This window comes from Streptococcus oralis (genome assembly GCF_003942585.1).
In the GTDB taxonomy this organism is placed as follows: Bacteria; Bacillota; Bacilli; order Lactobacillales; family Streptococcaceae; genus Streptococcus; species Streptococcus oralis_BE.
In genome coordinates, this window is the sequence record NZ_RJNK01000006.1 from 1 (window position 1) to 20,031 (window position 20,031).

At 42.5% G+C, this 20,031-nt stretch carries 18 protein-coding genes; 14 read left to right on the forward strand and 4 right to left on the reverse strand.

Annotated elements, in window-relative coordinates:
* The 3 genes from D8862_RS07245 to metK form a co-directional block, all read left to right on the forward strand.
* Positions 1-1,356, forward strand: a 1,356-nt coding sequence (locus D8862_RS07245) for an SHIRT domain-containing protein (RefSeq protein ID WP_185760851.1), incomplete at its 5' end; no start/stop codon positions are given.
* A gap of 274 nt (positions 1,357-1,630) precedes the next feature.
* The gene (locus D8862_RS07250; protein WP_125449676.1) at positions 1,631-2,974 is read left to right on the forward strand and encodes a DEAD/DEAH box helicase; all 1,344 of its coding nucleotides are present in this window, start codon (positions 1,631-1,633) and stop codon (positions 2,972-2,974) included.
* Positions 2,975-3,317: 343 nt separating this feature from the next.
* Positions 3,318-4,508 (forward strand): methionine adenosyltransferase, encoded by a 1,191-nt coding sequence (gene metK / locus D8862_RS07260; RefSeq protein ID WP_125449678.1) that lies wholly within the window; start codon positions 3,318-3,320, stop codon positions 4,506-4,508.
* A gap of 67 nt (positions 4,509-4,575) precedes the next feature.
* On the opposite strand, the gene D8862_RS07265 is transcribed toward metK, so the two are convergent.
* From D8862_RS07265 to D8862_RS07280, 4 genes are all read right to left on the reverse strand, one after another.
* Entirely contained in the window at positions 4,576-4,875 is a 300-nt protein-coding gene (locus tag D8862_RS07265) for a DUF1827 family protein (protein WP_125449679.1), read from the reverse strand.
* Between the two features lie 58 nt (positions 4,876-4,933).
* Complete coding sequence (locus D8862_RS07270; RefSeq protein ID WP_125449681.1) at positions 4,934-5,386, reverse strand: NUDIX hydrolase; 453 nt, start codon at positions 5,384-5,386, stop codon at positions 4,934-4,936.
* Between the two features lie 129 nt (positions 5,387-5,515).
* Positions 5,516-7,765, reverse strand: coding sequence for an ATP-dependent Clp protease ATP-binding subunit (locus D8862_RS07275; RefSeq protein WP_125449683.1), 2,250 nt, complete (start codon positions 7,763-7,765; stop codon positions 5,516-5,518).
* A 239-nt stretch (positions 7,766-8,004) separates the two neighbouring features.
* Positions 8,005-8,235, reverse strand: coding sequence for a DUF1797 family protein (locus tag D8862_RS07280; RefSeq protein ID WP_000443579.1), 231 nt, complete (start codon positions 8,233-8,235; stop codon positions 8,005-8,007).
* A gap of 189 nt (positions 8,236-8,424) precedes the next feature.
* Here D8862_RS07280 and D8862_RS07285 point away from each other — a divergent pair, with 189 nt between their 5' ends.
* The 11 genes from D8862_RS07285 to gyrB all read left to right on the forward strand — a co-directional run bounded on the left by D8862_RS07285 (position 8,425) and on the right by gyrB (position 19,980).
* A complete protein-coding gene (locus D8862_RS07285; protein ID WP_125449685.1) occupies positions 8,425-9,108 on the forward strand; it encodes an amino acid ABC transporter permease in 684 nt (227 codons plus the stop codon).
* A complete protein-coding gene (locus tag D8862_RS07290) occupies positions 9,108-9,842 on the forward strand; it encodes an amino acid ABC transporter ATP-binding protein (RefSeq protein ID WP_125449687.1) in 735 nt (244 codons plus the stop codon). The genes D8862_RS07285 and D8862_RS07290 overlap by 1 nt, the downstream gene beginning before the upstream one ends.
* A gap of 33 nt (positions 9,843-9,875) precedes the next feature.
* Positions 9,876-10,196 carry a TfoX/Sxy family protein gene (locus D8862_RS07295; protein ID WP_125449689.1) on the forward strand — a complete coding sequence of 107 codons (321 nt, stop codon included), beginning with the start codon at positions 9,876-9,878 and terminating at the stop codon, positions 10,194-10,196.
* 149 nt (positions 10,197-10,345) lie between these two features.
* On the forward strand, positions 10,346-11,203 hold the full coding sequence (locus tag D8862_RS07300) for a bifunctional methylenetetrahydrofolate dehydrogenase/methenyltetrahydrofolate cyclohydrolase (protein ID WP_185760852.1): 858 nt from the start codon (positions 10,346-10,348) through the stop codon (positions 11,201-11,203).
* A 4-nt stretch (positions 11,204-11,207) separates the two neighbouring features.
* A complete protein-coding gene (locus tag D8862_RS07305) occupies positions 11,208-11,981 on the forward strand; it encodes an HAD hydrolase family protein (protein WP_125449693.1) in 774 nt (257 codons plus the stop codon).
* A gap of 57 nt (positions 11,982-12,038) precedes the next feature.
* The gene (locus D8862_RS07310) at positions 12,039-12,890 is read left to right on the forward strand and encodes an NAD(P)H-hydrate dehydratase (RefSeq protein WP_125449695.1); all 852 of its coding nucleotides are present in this window, start codon (positions 12,039-12,041) and stop codon (positions 12,888-12,890) included.
* A 199-nt stretch (positions 12,891-13,089) separates the two neighbouring features.
* The gene (locus tag D8862_RS07315; RefSeq protein WP_398575027.1) at positions 13,090-15,579 is read left to right on the forward strand and encodes a bifunctional DnaQ family exonuclease/ATP-dependent helicase; all 2,490 of its coding nucleotides are present in this window, start codon (positions 13,090-13,092) and stop codon (positions 15,577-15,579) included.
* Between the two features lie 5 nt (positions 15,580-15,584).
* Positions 15,585-16,808: an FtsW/RodA/SpoVE family cell cycle protein gene (locus D8862_RS07320; protein WP_125449697.1), complete on the forward strand. Its 1,224-nt coding sequence runs from the start codon at positions 15,585-15,587 to the stop codon at positions 16,806-16,808.
* 10 nt (positions 16,809-16,818) lie between these two features.
* On the forward strand, positions 16,819-17,373 hold the full coding sequence (locus D8862_RS07325; RefSeq protein WP_125449698.1) for a DJ-1 family glyoxalase III: 555 nt from the start codon (positions 16,819-16,821) through the stop codon (positions 17,371-17,373).
* An 83-nt stretch (positions 17,374-17,456) separates the two neighbouring features.
* Complete coding sequence (locus D8862_RS07330) at positions 17,457-18,020, forward strand: HAD-IA family hydrolase (protein WP_025170859.1); 564 nt, start codon at positions 17,457-17,459, stop codon at positions 18,018-18,020.
* A gap of 13 nt (positions 18,021-18,033) precedes the next feature.
* Positions 18,034-19,980, forward strand: a complete 1,947-nt coding sequence (gene gyrB, locus D8862_RS07335; protein WP_125449699.1) for a DNA topoisomerase (ATP-hydrolyzing) subunit B — start codon at positions 18,034-18,036, stop codon at positions 19,978-19,980.
* Positions 19,981-20,031 lie beyond the last annotated feature (51 nt).

Consider the following 20,031-nt stretch of genomic DNA (forward strand, 5'->3'; position numbering starts at 1 on the left):
GAAGCTAACAAGTACCAAGCTACTTACAGTTTCGCAAGTGCAACAGCAGGTAAGCAACTTCCAGCAGCTATCGCAGCATTGACCCCAAGCGACAGTGCAACTTATGAGAATGGTAACTCTGTTTCCGCTCAACAACCATCCCAAACCACATACACCGACGCAGTGAACGATGGCACATGGACCTTCAAGGGTTACGACGCAGCTAGCGCTGTAGTCAACAAGTCCGATGTGGAGTTTGTAGGTAAATGGGCCTTTGAAGCTAACAAGTACCAAGCTACTTACAGTTTCGCAAGTGCAACAGCAGGTAAGCAACTTCCAGCAGCTATCGCAGCATTGACGCCAAGTGACAGTGCAACTTATGTGAATGGAGACTCTGTTTCCGCTAAACAACCAGCGCAAGCGACCTACACAGATACTGTGAACGATGGCACTTGGACCTTCAAGGGTTACGATGCAGAAAATGCAGTCGTGAACAAGGCTGATGTAGAGTTTGTAGGAAAATGGGAATTCAAGGCGAATCCGACAAATGCGGAAACTTATACGCCTCAGGTAACGGAAGAAACTATCAAGGTTGGAGAAACGCCTGACTTGACCGATAATGTGACGAACTTGCCAAGCCTTCCAGCTGGCACTAAGATAGTAGATATTACACCTGCAGGTCAACTTGACATAACAAAACCAGGAACTTACACAGGTAAAGTACGAGTTGATTATCCAGATGGTTCTTCTACTGAAGTTCCTGTACCAGTTAATGTTTTACTTGCACCGGTAACTGAAACCTATCAAGTGACTTACCGCTTCGAGAGTGCTACAGCAGACAATAACTTGCCAGCAGAAGTATTGAGCTTACTTCCACAAAGTGGAACATATACTACAAGTTCTTCTGCAGCGATTGCTTTTATTCCAGAAGCACCGATGCCTGCAGAGGTAGCTGTTGCAAATGGTACATGGACATTCTTAGGTTACCAAGAAGTGGAAGAGGGGGCAAATCTAACCTTCGTCGGTAAGTGGGTCTTTGAAGCTAAGCAAGATCCTAGTCCACAACCACAGCCGGCACCAACGCCACAACCACAACCGGTTCCGCAACCAGCACCTCAACCAAATCCAGTTCCACCAGTGAATCCAGGAGAGGAGCAGGGGGCTGATAATAATCAGGCAGATAGACATCAACCAGAACAACCAAGAAAACCAGAAGAGAATCCACCAGCTCAAAGTCCAGCAGGAGAAAAAGCAAAACAAGCTACATTGCCAAATACAGGTAGCACTGCACCACTTTCACTCACTGGACTAATGACTAGCTCTCTTCTTGCAGGTCTAGCAGCGTTGCTTCTTGGTCGCAAGCGGAAAGATGATTAAGCACTAATTTTATCTAGAAGCTTTCGACTTTTACAAGATTCTTAAGCAACTGTTTGACTGCTTGACAAATCTATCTGAATCGCAAGCTTTAAGGCTGAGAGAAGACCAATTAGGTCTTCTCTTTTTGTATTTTGGGTAGAAATCAAATGTATGATTTCTAGTCTAAGAGAGGTATTTGGAGAAATTGAGAACCGTATGATAAGTCAGATGAGTCGGACTACTGAAAATGTTCAAAATATGGTATAATGGTTAGATAAATAGAATCGAGGATAGTATGTCATTTACGAAATTTCAGTTTAAAAACTATATAGAAAAGGCTTTGGAGGAGTTGAAATTTACAACTCCAACAGAGGTTCAAGATAAGTTAATTCCTATTGTCTTGGCAGGTCGTGACTTGGTTGGGGAATCAAAAACAGGTTCAGGAAAGACTCATACTTTCTTGTTACCAATTTTCCAGCAATTAGATGAAAAGAGCGATAGTGTGCAAGCGGTCATTACTGCACCAAGTCGTGAGTTGGCTACTCAAATTTACCAAGCAGCTCGTCAGATTGCAGCCCACTCAGATGTCGAAGTTCGTGTGGTCAACTATGTGGGGGGAACGGATAAGGCACGTCAGATTGATAAATTGGCAAGTAACCAGCCCCATATTGTCATCGGGACTCCAGGTCGTATCTATGACTTGGTCAAATCTGGTGATTTGGCTATTCACAAGGCCAAGACCTTTGTCGTCGATGAAGCCGATATGACCTTGGATATGGGATTCTTGGAGACAGTTGATAAGATTGCAGGGAGCCTTCCAAAAGACTTGCAATTCATGGTCTTCTCAGCGACCATTCCACAAAAATTACAACCGTTCTTGAAAAAATACTTGTCAAATCCTGTCATGGAGAAAATCAAGACTAAAACAGTCATCTCTGATACCATTGATAACTGGTTGGTTTCGACCAAGGGCCGCGACAAGAATGCTCAGATTTATGAGTTGACTCAAGTCATGCAACCTTATCTGGCAATGATTTTTGTCAACACTAAAACGCGTGCAGATGAATTGCATACATACCTAACAGCTCAAGGCTTGAAGGTGGCTAAGATTCATGGAGATATTGCTCCTCGTGAGCGCAAGCGGATCATGAATCAGGTGAAAAATCTTGATTTTGAGTACATTGTTGCAACGGACTTGGCAGCGCGTGGAATTGACATTGAAGGTGTTAGTCATGTCATCAATGACGCCATTCCGCAAGACTTGTCCTTCTTTGTCCACCGTGTTGGACGAACTGGGCGTAACGGTCTACCCGGTACAGCTATCACCCTTTACCAGCCTAGTGATGACTCGGATATCCGTGAGTTGGAGAAATTAGGAATCAAGTTTATTCCTAAGATGGTCAAAGACGGAGAGTTCCGAGATACTTACGACCGTGATCGTCGTGCCAACCGTGAGAAGAAGCAGGATAAGCTTGATATTGAAATGATTGGCTTGGTTAAAAAGAAAAAGAAAAAAGTCAAACCAGGCTATAAGAAGAAGATTCAATGGGCGGTGGATGAAAAACGTCGCAAAACCAAGCGTGCTGAAAATCGTGCTCGTGGCCGTGCCGAGCGTAAAGCCAAACGCCAAACATTTTAAGGACAAAATTGGAGCTGCATGGCTCCTTTTTCTAACTTCGTTTTATGAATTTTCAAAAATACTGCAAAAAAAAGTAAAAAGTGGTATAATGATAAGGTTATATAGTCCCGATAAGATGGTAGAAATTTCTATCAGTACTTTGTAACTCGCAAAGAATGATGGCTTCAAAGTCGCTCGTCATTCTACGGTTACCGCTATAATGCGGTCACCCTATGCGCCTTACTAGCTTCAGAAATAAAAAAGTATTGTTTTTATTTCTTTCGCGTCGTAACTCTTAGACTATAGAAATACCTACCAGTACTTTGTAACTCTATAACAATATTTTTTAAGGGGGGACATTTTTATGTCAGAACGTAAATTATTCACGTCTGAATCTGTATCTGAGGGGCATCCAGATAAGATTGCAGACCAAATTTCAGATGCGATTTTGGATGCTATTTTAGCAAAGGATCCAGAGGCGCACGTTGCTGCTGAGACAGCTGTATACACTGGTTCTGTCCACGTTTTTGGTGAAATTTCTACAAATGCCTATGTGGATATTAACCGTGTGGTTCGTGATACCATTGCAGAGATTGGTTATACGAATGCAGAATATGGTTTTTCTGCGGAAACAGTTGGAGTTCATCCATCGCTTGTTGAGCAGTCACCAGATATCGCCCAAGGGGTTAACGAAGCCTTGGAGGTTCGTGGAAATGCAGATCAAGATCCGCTTGACTTGATTGGAGCTGGAGACCAAGGTCTTATGTTTGGATTTGCAGTGGACGAAACAGAAGAGCTCATGCCATTGCCAATCTCACTCAGCCACAAGTTAGTTCGTCGTTTGGCAGAACTTCGTAAGTCTGGTGAAATCAGCTATCTTCGCCCAGATGCCAAATCACAAGTTACAGTTGAGTATGATGAAAATGATCGTCCAGTACGTGTGGACACAGTCGTTATTTCAACTCAGCACGACCCAGAAGTCAGCAATGAACAAATTCACAATGATGTGATTAACAAGGTTATCAAAGAGGTTATCCCAGCCTCTTACTTGGATGAGCAAACAAAATTCTTCATCAATCCAACTGGTCGATTCGTCATTGGTGGCCCTCAAGGGGACTCAGGTTTGACTGGTCGTAAGATCATCGTGGATACGTATGGTGGCTACTCTCGTCATGGTGGTGGTGCCTTCTCTGGTAAGGATGCAACTAAGGTGGACCGTTCAGCCTCTTATGCAGCTCGTTATATTGCCAAGAATATCGTGGCAGCAGGTCTTGCTAAGAAGGCAGAAGTGCAATTGGCCTACGCTATCGGTGTTGCCCAGCCTGTTTCTGTTCGTATCGATACTTTTGGTACTGGAACGGTAGCTGAAAGCAAGCTTGAAAAAGCAGCGCGTCAAATCTTTGACCTTCGCCCAGCAGGAATTATCCAAATGCTAGACCTCAAACGTCCAATTTACCGTCAAACAGCAGCTTATGGACACATGGGACGTACAGATATTGACCTTCCGTGGGAACGTTTGGATAAGGTAGATGCTTTGAAAGAAGCTGTGAAATAAAATTAAAAGATTGGTAGTTTCTACCAATCTTTTTTTGCAAAAGAAAACCAGCTTTTGGCTGGCTTTCTTATTTTGTAGGAATAGAAATTTCAATCAATTTATCTGAATAGAGGGTCTTGATATTGGCTTCATCGATGCTATCTTTATCGATTTTGCGTTTCATGAAGAAATCTTGGATGGTTTCGATTTCTGGTTCACGAATAGCGCGGTGTTTGTTGGAAATGAGGATTTCATAGTGAAGCGGAGCTTGTGTGAAAATCACATCTGTGTTTCCAGCAGAATAGACCTCAACAAGGGTCGCGTCAGTACTTTCTAATTGGCTTTTAACAAGTTGCGAGTGTGAATTAGTCGTGTTGATAAGCTTCATAATAGTTCCTCCGATTTTCTAACTCTATTATAGCACTTTTTGGATAAAATCGTGTATTTTAGTCAATTCCATACTGGATTTTCCAAGCTTCAATTCCCCATTTGTGGCTACCACGTTTGAGTTTTTCTATTGCCTCGTCAATAGGAAACCAAGCAATATGATTAAAATCTTCCAATGGTTTTTGTACTTCTTGGAAAGAAGTAGCTTCATAGAGATAAGCTGGGTTGTAGTAGTAGGTATCACGGTGGCGAGAGTAGAAATACTCATCAGCTTGTCCGAAATAGCTTCCGATTTCAGCTGTAAAGCCAAGTTCTTCGATTAGTTCTCTCTTCAGTGCTTCTTGATGGTCTTCGCCTGCTTCAATCTCTCCACCTGGCAAGAACCAAGCACCATTGGGAGCTTGAACTAGGACAATTTGTTTTTTTTCTGCATCCGGAATAACTGCGTACACACCATAGCGGGGCTGGTAGGTCACATTCTCTTTTTTTTCACCAAAAGTTGGGTTTGCCATTGCATTTTCCTCATTCTCTAGTATCTTTATTATTATCATAATGGACGAGGGGCGAGCTGTCAAGAATTTACAGTTATTTTAGTAAAAAGGTGCAGAAAATGATAGACTTCCTGCACCTGTTAGATCGTTTTATTCTTCTTTTTCAGAAGCGACCTCTTCAGTTTTTTTGGCAGATTTGATTTGAATCTTACCATTGCTTGTCATAACTGCCTTGAGGTCTTTTTCACTTGGATTTTCAAGGTAGTAGTCTGTGATGGCATCCTCAATATGGTCTTGAATAGTGCGACGGAGTGGGCGTGCCCCCATTTTTGGATCATAACCTAGGTCAACCAACTTTTCCTTGACTTTGTCAGTTACATCGAGGTGGATGTTGTTGCTGGAGAGGCGTTTGTTGACATCCGCTAGCATGAGTTCGACGATTTGGAGGAGGTTGTCCTTGCTAAGAGCTTTAAACTCGATGATGCCGTCAAAACGGTTCATAAATTCTGGGCTAAAGAAGTTGCCGAGTTCACCGAGAACAGAGTTGGTTCGACCTTCACGAGCTGCCCCAAAACCAACACTGGCTTCGGCCTTACCAGTACCCGCATTTGAGGTCATGATAATGATAGCATCCTTAAAGCTAACTGTACGTCCTTGCCCATCAGTCAAACGACCATCGTCCAAGACTTGGAGGAACATGTGCATGACATCTGGGTGGGCTTTTTCAACTTCATCGAGAAGGATGAGAGAGTAGGGATTGCGACGAACTTTTTCTGTTAATTGACCCGCTTCATCGTAGCCTACATAGCCTGGAGGGGCACCGACTAATTTAGCCACACTGTGTTTTTCCATGTATTCACTCATATCAAAGCGAATCATGCTGTCAGCAGAACCAAAGAGTTCAATGGCTAGTTGTTTGGAAAGTTCTGTCTTACCGACACCAGTTGGTCCGACAAAGAGGAAACTTCCGATTGGGCGGTTAGGAGTTCCAAGTCCAACACGATTACGACGGATGGCTTTGGCAATCTTATCGACAGCCTCATCTTGTCCGATAACATGGGACTTGAGGTCCTCTGCTAGATGGATCAATTGAGACTGTTCTTTTTCTTTGAGTTCCCCAACAGGGATATTAGTTTTCTGCTCGATGATATGTTCAATGGTTTTCTCGCTGATGATAGGAGTATCCTGATCGGTCACCTTGTTTTTCTGCATTTCCTTGTACTTGGCAATCTGATCGCGGAAATAAGCAGCCTTTTCAAAGTCTTCCTCTCGTGTAGCTTGAGCCTTGAGATTCTCAGCTTCGATCAAACGCTGGTCAATCACTTTAGGATCGACAAAGTTCAGAGTCAGATTCATCTTAGAACCAGCTTCATCTAACAGGTCAATAGCCTTGTCTGGCAAGAAGCGGTCTTGGATGTAGCGGTTGGAAAGATTTGCAGCTGCCTCGATAGCAGCATCAGTATACTTGACGTGATGGTAGTCTTCGTATTTCTTTTGAATCCCTTTGAGGATGATAATGGTTTCTTCGACAGTTGGTTCATCTACCTTGACAGGCTGCATCCGACGCTCCAAAGCAGCATCTTTTTCAATGATGCGGTATTCATTAAGAGTAGTAGCGCCAACCAATTGCAACTCACCACGAGCAAGGGCAGGTTTGAGGATATTTCCTGCATCCATATTGCCATCGCCCGCAGATCCTGCACCGACAATTTCATGGATTTCATCGATAAAGAGAATGATGTCCTCGCGTTTGCGAATTTCTTCCATGAGCTTTTGCATGCGTTCTTCAAATTGGCCTCGAATCCCTGTCCCTTGGACTAGACTGACCACATCCAGACGGATGACCTGCTTGCCTTGGAGTTTGTGGGGAACATCGCCATCGACAATTTTTTGAGCCAGACCTTCAACAACTGCTGTTTTACCAACACCTGGTTCTCCGATGAGGACAGGATTGTTTTTGGTTCGACGGTTGAGGATTTCGATAACACGGATAATCTCTTCATCTCGACCGATAACAGGGTCAATATCCCCACGACGGGCAATCTCAGTTACGTTGATACCATATTCCTCTAGGAGTCCTCTTTCTTGGCTAGGAGGTGTTTGAAGTGGACCACGGTTTTGAGGTCCGTATCCCCCATCGCCCCCATATCCTCCACCTGATTGAGTTGGGGGAACGTTATTAGAAGAAGCCCTGAAATTATTCAAATCATTGAAAAAGTCTCCAAAAGGATCAAAGTCTCGATTGTTTAGGTCAGTCATTCCTTTAAAGAGGGTATTGTTTGGATCCGTTTTGATAATTTTATAGCAATTTTGACAGAGATCAATTTGTTTTTGCTGTCCATTGATATTGGTATACAGATGAATTGTTGAGTCGTTAATTTTACAGTTTTGACAGAGCATACATCTACCTCATTTCATTCTTATTCTTGGCTTAATAAAAAAGGTCAAAAATAGTCAAATTTTTATACTCCCATTATAGCATGATTAAGGTGTAAAGCAAGTAAAAAGATTGGGAAGTGTTCGTTTTTAAAAGAAGAATTCAAGGAGAATCAAGCGACATTGAGGGCAAGAAAAAATCCCATTTGCGGGGACAAAAAGGATTCTCGTTCATCAGTCAGGTTTTCCCTGCTGATTTTTTATTAGTAAAGGAGTTCGTAGATCTCCATTGCAATCAAGTCAATGCTATCAAAGGTATAGGTTTCACGTGCTTCAACATCGCGAAGGGTGAAGAGTGATCCATTTTCTTCGTCATAGCTGTATGCAACTTCTGCAACAACAACTCCTTCACGTTCAAAATTACGTTTTAGATTTCCGCCATCTTTTGTCATAGCTTCTAGGCGGTTGATGATTCTAACCAAATGTGATTCCATTATGATTCTCCTCCATTTCTTATCGTTACTATTTTACCATAAACCACGGGGACTTGACTAGAAAAAACTAAGATTTCTCGCTATTTCTCTTTTGCATAAAATTATTGGTGAAAATCAGTGAAAAATATTGAATTTTAATTCATTATATGTTATAATCATACAATCTAATATTTAGAAAGCTGAGTTTATATGAATTTTTCCTTTTTACCAAAGTATTTACCTTATTTTAATTATGGTGCTCTTATCACTGTAGTGATTTCAATTCTGGTAGTCTTTTTCGGTACCATTCTAGGTGTCTTATTGGCCTTTGCCCAACGCTCACGTTTTAAGCCTATTGTCTGGTTTGCGAATGTCTATGTATGGATTTTCCGAGGAACACCGATGATGGTGCAAATTATGATTGCATTTGCCCTCATGCATATCGATGCGCCCACTATTCAAGTAGGGATTTTAGGTGTGGACCTTTCCCGTTTGATTCCAGGTATTCTGATTATCTCGATGAACAGTGGTGCTTATGTGTCTGAAACTGTTCGTGCAGGGATCAATGCAGTTCCTAAAGGGCAGTTGGAGGCGGCTTATTCCTTGGGTATTCGTCCTAAAAATGCTATGCGTTATGTTATTTTGCCACAGGCAATTAAGAATATTTTGCCAGCATTGGGAAATGAATTTATCACCATTATCAAGGATAGTTCGCTTTTGTCAACAATCGGAGTCATGGAACTTTGGAATGGAGCTACAACGGTAGCAACGACGACCTATCTACCTTTAACGCCTCTTTTATTTGCAGCCTTTTACTATTTGATTATGACCTCTGTTTTGACAGTGGCTTTGAAGGCATTTGAAAATTACATTGGACAAGGAGACAAAAAATAATGACAGAAACCTTGATAAAAATTGAAGGCTTGCATAAGTCTTTTGGGAAAAACGAAGTTTTGAAAGGGATTGACCTTGAGATCAAAAGAGGGGAAGTCGTGGTGATTATTGGTCCGTCGGGTAGCGGAAAATCAACTCTCCTTCGTTCGATGAATCTCCTTGAAGAAGCAAGTAAAGGCAAGGTTATCTTTGAAGGGGTTGATATCACAGATAAGAAAAATGACCTTTTTGCCATGCGTGAAAAGATGGGCATGGTATTCCAACAATTCAACCTCTTTCCAAATATGACGGTGATGGAAAACATCACCCTGTCTCCAATTAAAACCAAAGGTGAAAGCAAGGAAGTTGCGGAGAAAAGAGCACAGGAACTGTTAGAAAAAGTTGGCTTGCCAGATAAGGCGACGGCCTATCCACAGAATTTGTCAGGAGGCCAGCAACAACGGATTGCCATTGCACGTGGACTTGCTATGGAACCAGATGTTTTGCTTTTTGATGAACCGACTTCAGCCCTAGACCCTGAGATGGTTGGGGAAGTTCTAGCTGTTATGCAAGACCTCGCTAAGTCAGGGATGACTATGGTGATTGTGACGCATGAAATGGGCTTTGCGCGTGAGGTAGCAGACCGTGTTATCTTTATGGCGGATGGAGTTGTTGTCGAAGATGGAAGGCCAGAGGATATTTTTGACCAAACCCAAGAACAACGAACCAAGGAATTTTTGAGTAAGGTTTTGTAAGACCTCATTTTTAGAAGAAATGGAGCAGAAATCATGACTTCAAGTAAGGAATATTTAGCCTTTATTCTCGATCAGCTATCGGAGTTAGAGGAGATGAGTTATCGTCCAATGATGGGAGAGTATATCCTTTATTATCGTGGGAAGATTATTGGGGGAATCTATGATAATCGTTTGTTATTGAAGCCTGTGAAGGTGATCATGGATCAACTGGGCCAGACAAGACTTGAACGTCCTTATGAAGGAGCCAAGGAGATGATTTTACTAGAAGACCTTGAAGACAAGTTATTTCTAGCGAGACTAATCAAGGAGATGTACGAAGTTTTGCCTGCTCCCAAGGTTAAAAAGAAAACATGAACGATTCGCCTAAGATAAATAGGCACTAAAAGCTCGATAAGAGCTTTTTCTTATAGTTTCAAACTATAAGGTCTATTAGTCAAGAAGTGCTAGAATGCCAAGGTATTTTTTGATATAATAGAAGATATTTGATAGAAAAGAGAAGAAATATGGCACAGATTATTGATGGGAAGGCTCTTGCAGCTAAGTTACAAGGACAGTTGGCTGAAAAGACTGCCAAACTAAAAGAAGAAACAGGTCTAGTTCCAGGCTTGGTGGTGATTTTGGTGGGGGACAATCCTGCCAGTCAAGTTTACGTTCGCAACAAGGAACGGTCAGCTCTTGCTGCTGGCTTCCGTAGTGAAGTTGTGCGAGTTCCAGATACCATTACCCAAGCGGAATTGTTGGACTTGATTGCTAAATACAATCAAGATTCAGTTTGGCATGGGATTTTGGTTCAGTTACCTTTACCCAAACATATCGATGAAGAGGCAGTTTTATTAGCCATTGACCCCGAAAAGGATGTGGATGGTTTCCACCCGCTAAACATGGGTCGCCTATGGTCTGGTCATCCAGTTATGATTCCTTCGACACCTGCAGGAATTATGGAGATGTTTCATGAATATGGGATTGAGTTGGAAGGTAAAAATGCGGTTGTTATCGGTCGTTCCAATATTGTTGGAAAACCGATGGCTCAGCTACTTTTGGCTAAGAATGCAACAGTGACCTTGACCCACTCACGCACCCATCATCTTGCAAAGGTGGCTGCTAAGGCAGATATTCTTGTGGTTGCAATCGGTCGCGCTAAGTTTGTGACTGCTGAGTTTGTCAAACCAGGAGCGGTTGTCATTGACGTTGGGATGAACCGAGATGAAAATGGCAAGCTTTGTGGAGATGTTGACTATGATGCCGTTGCACCACTTGCAAGTCACATTACGCCAGTACCTGGTGGAGTTGGCCCTATGACCATTACCATGCTAATGGAGCAAACCTATGAAGCAGCGCTTCGAACACTAAACAAGGACTAGGAAGATGAAATTCGTATTTGACCTAGATGGGACACTGTCTTTTGACTACATGACCATAGATGAGGAGATTCAGCAGGTTCTTTTAAAGGCTGAAGATTATGGGCATGAGCTTGTATTTGCCTCAGCTCGCTCTTATCGGGATTGTTTGGGCTTATTAGGTACTGAACTCAGTCAGCGCTTGGTCATAGGATTGAATGGTGGTGTAGCCTATTATCTGGGGAAAGCCATCTATGAAAGAAATCTCGATGCTAGAGTTTATCAGGCGCTAGTGGATTATTGCCAGACTTATAATCTCCCTTTCTTTGCAGATGATTGCTTTGATTATAGTGGTCAAATTGTGGAGAAGATTCCATTTATTTCCAGTGTGGATCCCCTAAAGGTGGCTCGTCATCAGAAACTCGAGGACTTGGGGACTCCGATTAAGGTAGTCATCTATATGGGCGACCACGAGGATTTGCTTGATGATCTGCTTGGTCAGTTAGAAAGACTGGGACTGGCTCATCTCTCCTATCATGCGCATGAAAAGTGCCTTTATGTCAACCCCTTGGATACTCATAAGGCGACAACTGTTGAAAAGTTATGTGGAGAGAACTTCATTGCTTTTGGAAATGACCAAAACGATATTGAACTGTTTAAGACATCTCTCTATTCAGTTCAGATAGGAGATTTTGCTGGTCTTACTCCATATGCAGATGAAACGTTAGAGCTAAAAGGAGAACCTTCTCCAGCAGTAGCAGCTAAAATCTTACAGAGCTTTGCGGAATTTAAGGGAAAATAGTGTAGAAGGAGGTCTGGACCTCCTTTTATAGTATAATGGAGTGAGAGGAAAAAAACGATGAAAGTGATTGATCAAACTTTACTAGAAAAAGTCATTATTGAACGTTCTCGTCACAGTCATAAGGGAGATTACGGTCGTCTGCTCTTGCTGGGAGGAACCTATCCTTATGGGGGTGCTATCATCATGTCAGCCATTGCAGCAGTTAAAAGCGGGGCTGGTTTGGTGACTGTTGGGACGGATAAGGAGAATATCCCAGCTCTGCACAGCCATTTACCTGAAGCTATGGCTTTTTCTCTAAAGGATAAAGCATTACTAAAGGAACAGATAGAGAAGGCAGAAGTTGTCTTGCTTGGTCCAGGATTGCGAGAGGATGCGTTCGGAGAAGAACTTGTAAGACGGGTCTTTGACAGTCTCAGAAAAGAACAGATTTTGATTGTAGATGGCGGTGCTTTGGGCATCTTAGCAAAAGGCGCGTTACAATTCCCTTCAAGTCAGCTTATCCTGACTCCTCACCAAAGGGAATGGGAAAGGCTGTCTGGTATAGTTCTTGACCATCAAAATACAGAGACGACTTCTAGGGCTCTTTCAGCTTTTCCTCAAGGAACGATTCTTGTCGAGAAAGGTCCAGCTACTCGTATTTGGCAAGCAGGCAAACCTGAATACTATCAACTGGAGGTTGGAGGCCCCTATCAAGCAACCGGTGGCATGGGAGATACTCTAGCTGGGATGATTGCAGGTTTTGCAGGCCAGTTTCACCAAGTAAGCCTCTATGAGAGAGTGGTGGTAGCGACTCATCTTCATTCAGCTATCGCGCAAGAACTAGCTCAAGAAAACTACCTTGTCTTGCCAACAGAAATTAGCAAGGAACTTCCGAAAACAATGAAAAAAATATCCCAAAAAGGCAACTAATACCTTAGTTGTCTTTTTATGTCGATGTAGCTATGTTGATAAATTTTTCAAATACCTCAGAACCAGCAATCAACTGCTGAACTTGCGTGAAATTCTCGCTTTTAAGGTCTTGATTTTTACTCAAAATTACAAATAAAGCGAGATTGTTATCAAAGTTGAGGGGTGTCAAATCATGCTTTTTTTGATATAATTTTTAATGATGAATGCGAGAAATGATCGGTATGTGGTCGTTGATTTAGAGGCGACCAGCACCGGAAGTAAGGCAAAAATTATTCAAGTAGGCATTGTGGTGATTGAGAATGGTGAAATCATCGATCAGTATACGACTGATGTCAATCCCCACGAACCCTTGGACTCTCATATCAAAGAATTAACAGGTCTGACCGATCAGCGTTTGGCTGCGGCGCCAGAGTTTTCTCAGGTGGCCGGAAAAATTTTTGAATTGGTTAAGGACGGTGTTTTTGTTGCGCACAATGTACAGTTTGATGCTAACCTTCTTGCAGAATTTCTCTTTTTTGAAGGATATGAATTGCGCACCCCGCGGGTGGATACTGTTGAGTTAGCCCAAGTTTTATATCCTCAGTTTGAAAAGTATAACTTAGGTATCCTTTGTCAAGAGTTGGGCATTGAACTAGAACAAGCCCACACTGCCCTGTCTGATGCTCAGGCAACAGCAGAACTCTTGCTTTACATGCGTCAAAAACTTTTTGAGTTACCAAAAGGGCTCTTAGAAAGCTTGTTAGATCTTGCAGATAACCTTCTCTACGAAAGCTATCTGGTGATTGAGGAGGTCTATCAGCAACAATCTCTCTTATCTTCGCCAGACTTGATAGAGCTTCATGGGCTTTTCCTCAAAAAGGAAAGCAAAGCCTTAGTCCCACGCAAATTATCCAAAGATTTTGCTAAAAACATTTCCTTATTGGGACTGGAGGAGCGTCCACAACAATTGGAATTTGCGGAGAAGATTGAGCAATTATTGGAAGAACACCAGACTTCCTTTATCCAAGCTCAAACGGGACTGGGCAAGACATACGGCTATCTCCTCCCAGCTTTGAACTCGGAGAGTCAAGCAGGGATTCTAGTGAGTGTTCCGACCAAAATTCTTCAAAATCAAATCATGCAAGAAGAAGGACAGCGTTTAAGAGAGGTTTTTCATCTGGAGATTCATAGTCTCAAGGGTCCTCAAAATTATTTAAAACTGGATGCCTTTCACCGAGTTCTCCATCGTTCTGAGTCCAATCGTCTTTTCACACGCTTTAAAATGCAACTGCTCATCTGGCTAACGGAGACAGAGACTGGTGATTTGGACGAAATCGGTCAGCTTTATCGCTATCAGCACTTTCTGCCTGAACTAGTCCACGATGGCAAGCTTTCAAAGAAAAGTTTATTTGCTACAGAGGATTTTTGGAAACGAGGGCAGGAAAAGGCCAAGACCAGTCGTGTTCTTCTGACCAATCATGCCTATCTGGTCACTCGTTTGGAAGACAATCCAGAGTTTGTCGACAACCGTTTGGTAATCTTGGATGAGGCTCAAAAAATGCTGCTAGCTCTCGAAAATCTTGCTCAGCAGGCTTATCGCCTTGAGGATCTTGTAACCCAGCTTGAAAAGTCCTTGGAGACAGAGGAAGATTTGGTTCAGAAACGCTTGCTTGAGAGTATCGGCTTTGAATGTCGTTACTTGATAGAGCACTATCAGTCAGGTCTTAAGAATGGAAAGTGGTTGGATTCTCTTGAACACTTGCGCCAGCATTTTTCGGAGTTAGCACTTCCAGAGTATCGAGAGCTTGCAAACTTTTTTACGTCAGACCGTGAATTTTGGCTTGCTACAGCAGAGAAATCGAGCAAGGATGTCTTGATTTGTTCAAGCAAAAAAGGTCGCTTTATACTAGCAGACCTATTGCCAGAAGATTGTAGGCTCCTAGGAGTATCAGCTACTCTTGAAATCAGCAATCGGGTTTCCTTAGCAGATTTATTGGGATTTCCAGATGCTCCACTTGTTAGGCTTGATGTAGCAAAGCAAGAGCAACAAGAAGTTTTTCTAATCGATGACTTTCCTCTCGTGACAGAAGTTTCACCTTTTGACTATGCTAGTGAAGTGGCTTCTGTTATCCGAAGGTTACAAGCCTTTCAAGAACCCTTATTGGTTTTGTTTACCTCAAAAGAGATGTTGCTGGCAGTTTCAGACTTGCTAGACCAACCTCATCTGGCTCAGTACAAAAATGGGGAACCAAGCCAACTGAAAAAACGTTTTGAAAAAGGTGAACGCCAGATCTTGCTTGGAACGGGTAGTTTCTGGGAAGGAGTTGACTTTTCTACCCATCCATTTGTAATCCAAGTGATTCCGAGATTGCCTTTCCAAAATCCCCAAGAACCCTTAACCAAAAAGTTAAACCAAGAACTGCGCCAAGAAGGGAAAAATCCTTTTTATGATTATCAGTTGCCGATGGCTATTATTCGGCTAAAACAAGCCTTAGGTCGTACTGTTAGACGGCCTGACCAAGGTTCGGTTGCTGTGCTTTTAGATAGCCGTGTTGTCAGCAAGCGCTATGGCAAACAAATCGCCCAAACCTTGTCAAAAGAAAGAACGGTTCGGGTTCTTGCTAGAGAACATCTAGGATCTGCAGTAGCAGATTTTCTAAAATCCCGACGCAATAGAATGAAAGAAAAATCTAAGAAAGAGAAAAGGTAAAAAATATGAAACGTTCCTTCGACTCTCGAGTCGATTATAGCCTCCTCTTACCAGTGTTTTGTCTACTGGTGATTGGAGTAGTGGCTATCTATATAGCAGTTAATCATGACTATCCAAATAATGTACTTCCAATTCTAGGTCAGCAAATTGCCTGGATTGCTCTAGGGCTTGTCATTGGGTTTGTCGTCATGTTCTTCAATACCGAGTTTTTATGGAAGGTGACTCCTTATCTTTATGGCTTAGGTTTGGCTTTAATGGTTCTCCCCCTTGTTTTTTACAATCCGAGTCTGGTAGCTTCTACAGGTGCTAAAAACTGGGTGTCTATCGGGGGAACCACGCTCTTTCAACCATCTGAGTTCATGAAGATTTCCTACATCTTGATATTGGCTCGAGTCATTGTACAATTCACTCAAAAACACAAGGAATGGCGACGGACTATTCCCTTGGATTTCCTATTGATTGGTTGGATGATTGCCTTTACCATCCCAGTCTTGATCCTTCTAGCCCTACAAAGTGACCTAGGGACTGCCTTGGTCTTTGTAGCTATTTTTGCAGGCATGGTCCTCCTTTCAGGTGTTTCGTGGAAGATTATCATTCCTGTTTTTGCAACAGGAGTGACTGCAGTTGCAGGCTTCATGGTCATCTTTATAAGTAAGGATGGACGTGCCTTCTTGCACCAGATTGGGATGCCAACCTACCAGATCAATCGAATCTTGGCCTGGCTCAATCCCTTTGATTTCGCGCAAACAACAACTTACCAACAGGCGCAGGGGCAAATTGCGATTGGAAGTGGTGGTTTGTTTGGACAAGGGTTCAATGTGTCCAATCTCCTCATTCCAGTACGTGAAAGTGATATGATTTTCACAGTGATTGCTGAAGATTTTGGCTTCATTGGTTCAGTCTTTGTCATTGCTTTGTACTTGCTTCTTATCTATCGTATGTTGAAGATTACGCTCAGATCAAATAACCAGTTCTATACCTATATTTCAACTGGCTTTATCATGATGTTGCTCTTCCATATCTTTGAAAATATCGGTGCCGTAACAGGCTTACTTCCTTTGACAGGGATTCCCTTGCCATTCATTTCGCAAGGTGGATCCGCAATTATTAGTAACCTCATCGGTGTCGGTCTCCTCTTGTCTATGAGTTACCAGACCAATCTAGCAGAAGAAAAGAGTGGTAAAATTCCATTCAAACGAAAAAAAGTCGTTCTAAAACAAATCAAATAAGGAGGCCACTATGGCAAAAGTAGCAGTTATCTTAGCTCAGGGTTTTGAAGAAATCGAAGCCTTGACAGTAGTTGATGTTTTGCGTCGAGCAAACATTTCCTGTGATATGGTAGGGTTTGAAGAGCAGGTGACAGGATCCCATGGCATTCAGGTAAAAGCTGATCGTGTTTTTGATAGCGATTTATCCGACTATGACTTGGTAGTTCTTCCAGGTGGCATGCCAGGCTCAGCTCACCTACGGGATAATCCAGCCCTCATTTCACAGATTAAAGCCTTTGACCAAGTAGGAAAGAAAATTGCAGCTATCTGTGCAGCTCCAATCGCCCTCCATCAAGCAGGTGTCCTGAAAGACAAGCGCTTCACCTGTTATGACGGTGTTCAGGAGCAAATTACTGAAGGGATTTACCGAAAGGAAACAGTGGTTGTGGATGGTAATCTAACAACTAGCCGAGGACCGTCAACTGCCCTTGCCTTTGCCTATGAGTTAGTGGAGCAACTGGGAGGAGATGCAGAAAGTTTACGAGTCGGCATGCTCTATCGAGATGTCTTTGGAAATCAACAGTAAAACGAGAGTTAAACTCTCGTTTTTGCTTGGAAAAATCTAGGAAATCATCGCTTTTTTCATAAAAAAATGGTATAATGAAGGGTATGAAATATCACGACTATATATGGGATTTAGGTGGTACCCTATTGGATAATTATGAGACTTCTACAGCAGCCTTTGTAGAGACCTTAGCCCAATACGGAATAGAGCAAGAACACGACCGTGTTTACGAAGCCTTGAAGGTTTCGACAGCTTTTGCCATTGAGAAGTTTGCTCCAGACATCGAGGATTTTTTAGGAAACTACAAAGAAAATGAAGCACGTGAGCTAGAGCACCCAGTCTTGTTTGAGGGAATTCCTGAGTTACTCAAAGACATTTCGGACAAAGGAGGACGCCATTTCTTGGTTTCTCATCGAAATGACCAAGTTCTAGAACTTCTTGCTAAGACCCAGATAGCGAACTACTTCACCGAGGTGGTGACTGCCAGTTCTGGATTTAAACGGAAACCAGATCCTGAGTCCATGATTTATTTACGTGATAAATATCATATTACATCCGGTTTGGTCATTGGTGACAGAAATATTGATGTAGAAGCAGGTAAAGCTGCTGGCTTAGATGCCTATCTTTTTAATAACGTTGCGACATTGAGACAAGCAATAGACATGTAAGAAAAGGGAAAAAATGACAGAAGAAATCAAAAATCAACAGGCACAGGATTATGATGCCAGTCAAATTCAAGTTTTGGAGGGACTTGAAGCTGTTCGTATGCGTCCAGGTATGTATATTGGATCGACTTCAAAAGAAGGTCTTCACCATCTAGTATGGGAAATCGTTGATAACTCAATTGATGAAGCCCTAGCTGGATTTGCCAGTCACATCCAAGTCTTTATAGATCCTGATAATTCCATCACCGTTGTGGATGATGGGCGTGGAATTCCTGTTGATATTCAGGAAAAAACAGGACGTCCTGCTGTTGAGACAGTCTTTACGGTTCTTCACGCTGGAGGAAAATTCGGCGGTGGCGGATACAAGGTTTCAGGTGGTCTCCATGGAGTAGGTTCTTCCGTAGTAAATGCTCTCTCAACGCAACTAGATGTTCATGTTCACAAAAACGGTAAGATTCATTACCAAGAATACCGTCGTGGTCATGTTGTTGCTGACCTTGAGGTGGTTGGAGATACGGATAAAACTGGAACAACAGTTCACTTCACACCAGATCCAGAGATTTTTACAGAAACAACGACTTTTGACTTTGACAAATTAAACAAACGTATTCAAGAGCTAGCCTTTTTGAACCGAGGACTTCGAATCTCAATAACAGATAAGCGTGAAGGTCTCGAACAAACCAAGCATTATCACTATGAAGGTGGAATTGCTAGCTACGTTGAATATATCAACGAGAACAAGGACGTGATCTTTGATACACCAATTTACACAGACGGTGAGATGGATGATATCACAGTTGAAGTAGCCATGCAGTACACAACAGGTTACCACGAAAATGTCATGAGTTTCGCCAATAACATTCACACCCATGAAGGTGGAACACATGAGCAAGGTTTTCGTACAGCACTGACGCGTGTTATCAATGATTATGCCCGCAAAAATAAGCTATTAAAAGACAATGAAGATAACCTAACAGGGGAAGATGTCCGTGAAGGTTTGACTGCAGTTATCTCTGTGAAACATCCAAATCCACAGTTTGAAGGACAAACCAAGACTAAATTGGGAAATAGCGAAGTGGTCAAGATCACCAATCGCCTCTTCAGCGATGCCTTCTCTGATTTTCTCATGGAGAATCCACAGATTGCCAAGCGCATCGTGGAAAAAGGGATTTTGGCTGCCAAGGCTCGTGTAGCTGCTAAGCGAGCGCGTGAAGTCACTCGTAAGAAATCTGGCTTGGAAATTTCCAATCTGCCAGGAAAACTAGCAGACTGTTCTTCAAATAATCCTGCTGAAACCGAACTCTTCATCGTCGAAGGAGACTCAGCTGGTGGATCAGCTAAATCTGGTCGTAACCGTGAGTTCCAAGCTATTTTACCAATTCGTGGTAAGATCTTGAACGTTGAAAAAGCTAGCATGGATAAAATTCTTGCCAACGAAGAAATTCGGAGCCTTTTCACTGCCATGGGAACAGGTTTTGGTGCAGAATTTGATGTCACTAAGGCTCGTTACCAAAAACTTGTTTTGATGACCGATGCCGATGTTGATGGTGCTCATATTCGAACCCTCTTGCTAACCTTGATTTACCGCTACATGAAACCAATCCTAGAAGCTGGCTATGTCTACATTGCCCAACCACCAATCTACGGGGTTAAAGTTGGAAGTGAGATCAAAGAATACATCCAGCCTGGTGCAGATCAAGAAATTAAACTCCAAGAAGCCTTAGCACGTCACAGTGAAGGGCGTTCAAAACCAACCATCCAACGTTATAAAGGTTTGGGAGAAATGGATGACCACCAATTGTGGGAAACAACCATGGATCCAGAACATCGCTTGATGGCGCGTGTTTCGGTAGATGATGCTGCCGAAGCAGATAAGATCTTTGATATGTTGATGGGGGACCGAGTTGAACCTCGCCGTGAATTTATCGAAGAAAATGCCGTTTACAGTACCCTTGACGTCTAAAAAATGTGGGAAATAGTTCCCATGACCTAAAAAATATGATATAATCAATAC

Coding starts and splice junctions, on each gene's coding strand:
- D8862_RS07270 (WP_125449681.1), bottom strand. CDS start 5,386: ATGGCAAACCCAACTTTTGGTGAAAAAAAAGAGAATGTGACCTACCAG.
- D8862_RS07305 (WP_125449693.1), top strand. CDS start 11,208: ATGAAATTCGTATTTGACCTAGATGGGACACTGTCTTTTGACTACATG.
- D8862_RS07265 (WP_125449679.1), bottom strand. CDS start 4,875: ATGAAGCTTATCAACACGACTAATTCACACTCGCAACTTGTTAAAAGC.
- gyrB (WP_125449699.1), top strand. CDS start 18,034: ATGACAGAAGAAATCAAAAATCAACAGGCACAGGATTATGATGCCAGT.
- D8862_RS07300 (WP_185760852.1), top strand. CDS start 10,346: ATGGCACAGATTATTGATGGGAAGGCTCTTGCAGCTAAGTTACAAGGA.
- D8862_RS07320 (WP_125449697.1), top strand. CDS start 15,585: ATGAAACGTTCCTTCGACTCTCGAGTCGATTATAGCCTCCTCTTACCA.
- D8862_RS07325 (WP_125449698.1), top strand. CDS start 16,819: ATGGCAAAAGTAGCAGTTATCTTAGCTCAGGGTTTTGAAGAAATCGAA.
- D8862_RS07315 (WP_398575027.1), top strand. CDS start 13,090: ATGAATGCGAGAAATGATCGGTATGTGGTCGTTGATTTAGAGGCGACC.
- D8862_RS07280 (WP_000443579.1), bottom strand. CDS start 8,235: ATGGAATCACATTTGGTTAGAATCATCAACCGCCTAGAAGCTATGACA.
- D8862_RS07285 (WP_125449685.1), top strand. CDS start 8,425: ATGAATTTTTCCTTTTTACCAAAGTATTTACCTTATTTTAATTATGGT.
- metK (WP_125449678.1), top strand. CDS start 3,318: ATGTCAGAACGTAAATTATTCACGTCTGAATCTGTATCTGAGGGGCAT.
- D8862_RS07295 (WP_125449689.1), top strand. CDS start 9,876: ATGACTTCAAGTAAGGAATATTTAGCCTTTATTCTCGATCAGCTATCG.
- D8862_RS07310 (WP_125449695.1), top strand. CDS start 12,039: ATGAAAGTGATTGATCAAACTTTACTAGAAAAAGTCATTATTGAACGT.
- D8862_RS07290 (WP_125449687.1), top strand. CDS start 9,108: ATGACAGAAACCTTGATAAAAATTGAAGGCTTGCATAAGTCTTTTGGG.
- D8862_RS07330 (WP_025170859.1), top strand. CDS start 17,457: ATGAAATATCACGACTATATATGGGATTTAGGTGGTACCCTATTGGAT.
- D8862_RS07275 (WP_125449683.1), bottom strand. CDS start 7,765: ATGCTCTGTCAAAACTGTAAAATTAACGACTCAACAATTCATCTGTAT.
- D8862_RS07250 (WP_125449676.1), top strand. CDS start 1,631: ATGTCATTTACGAAATTTCAGTTTAAAAACTATATAGAAAAGGCTTTG.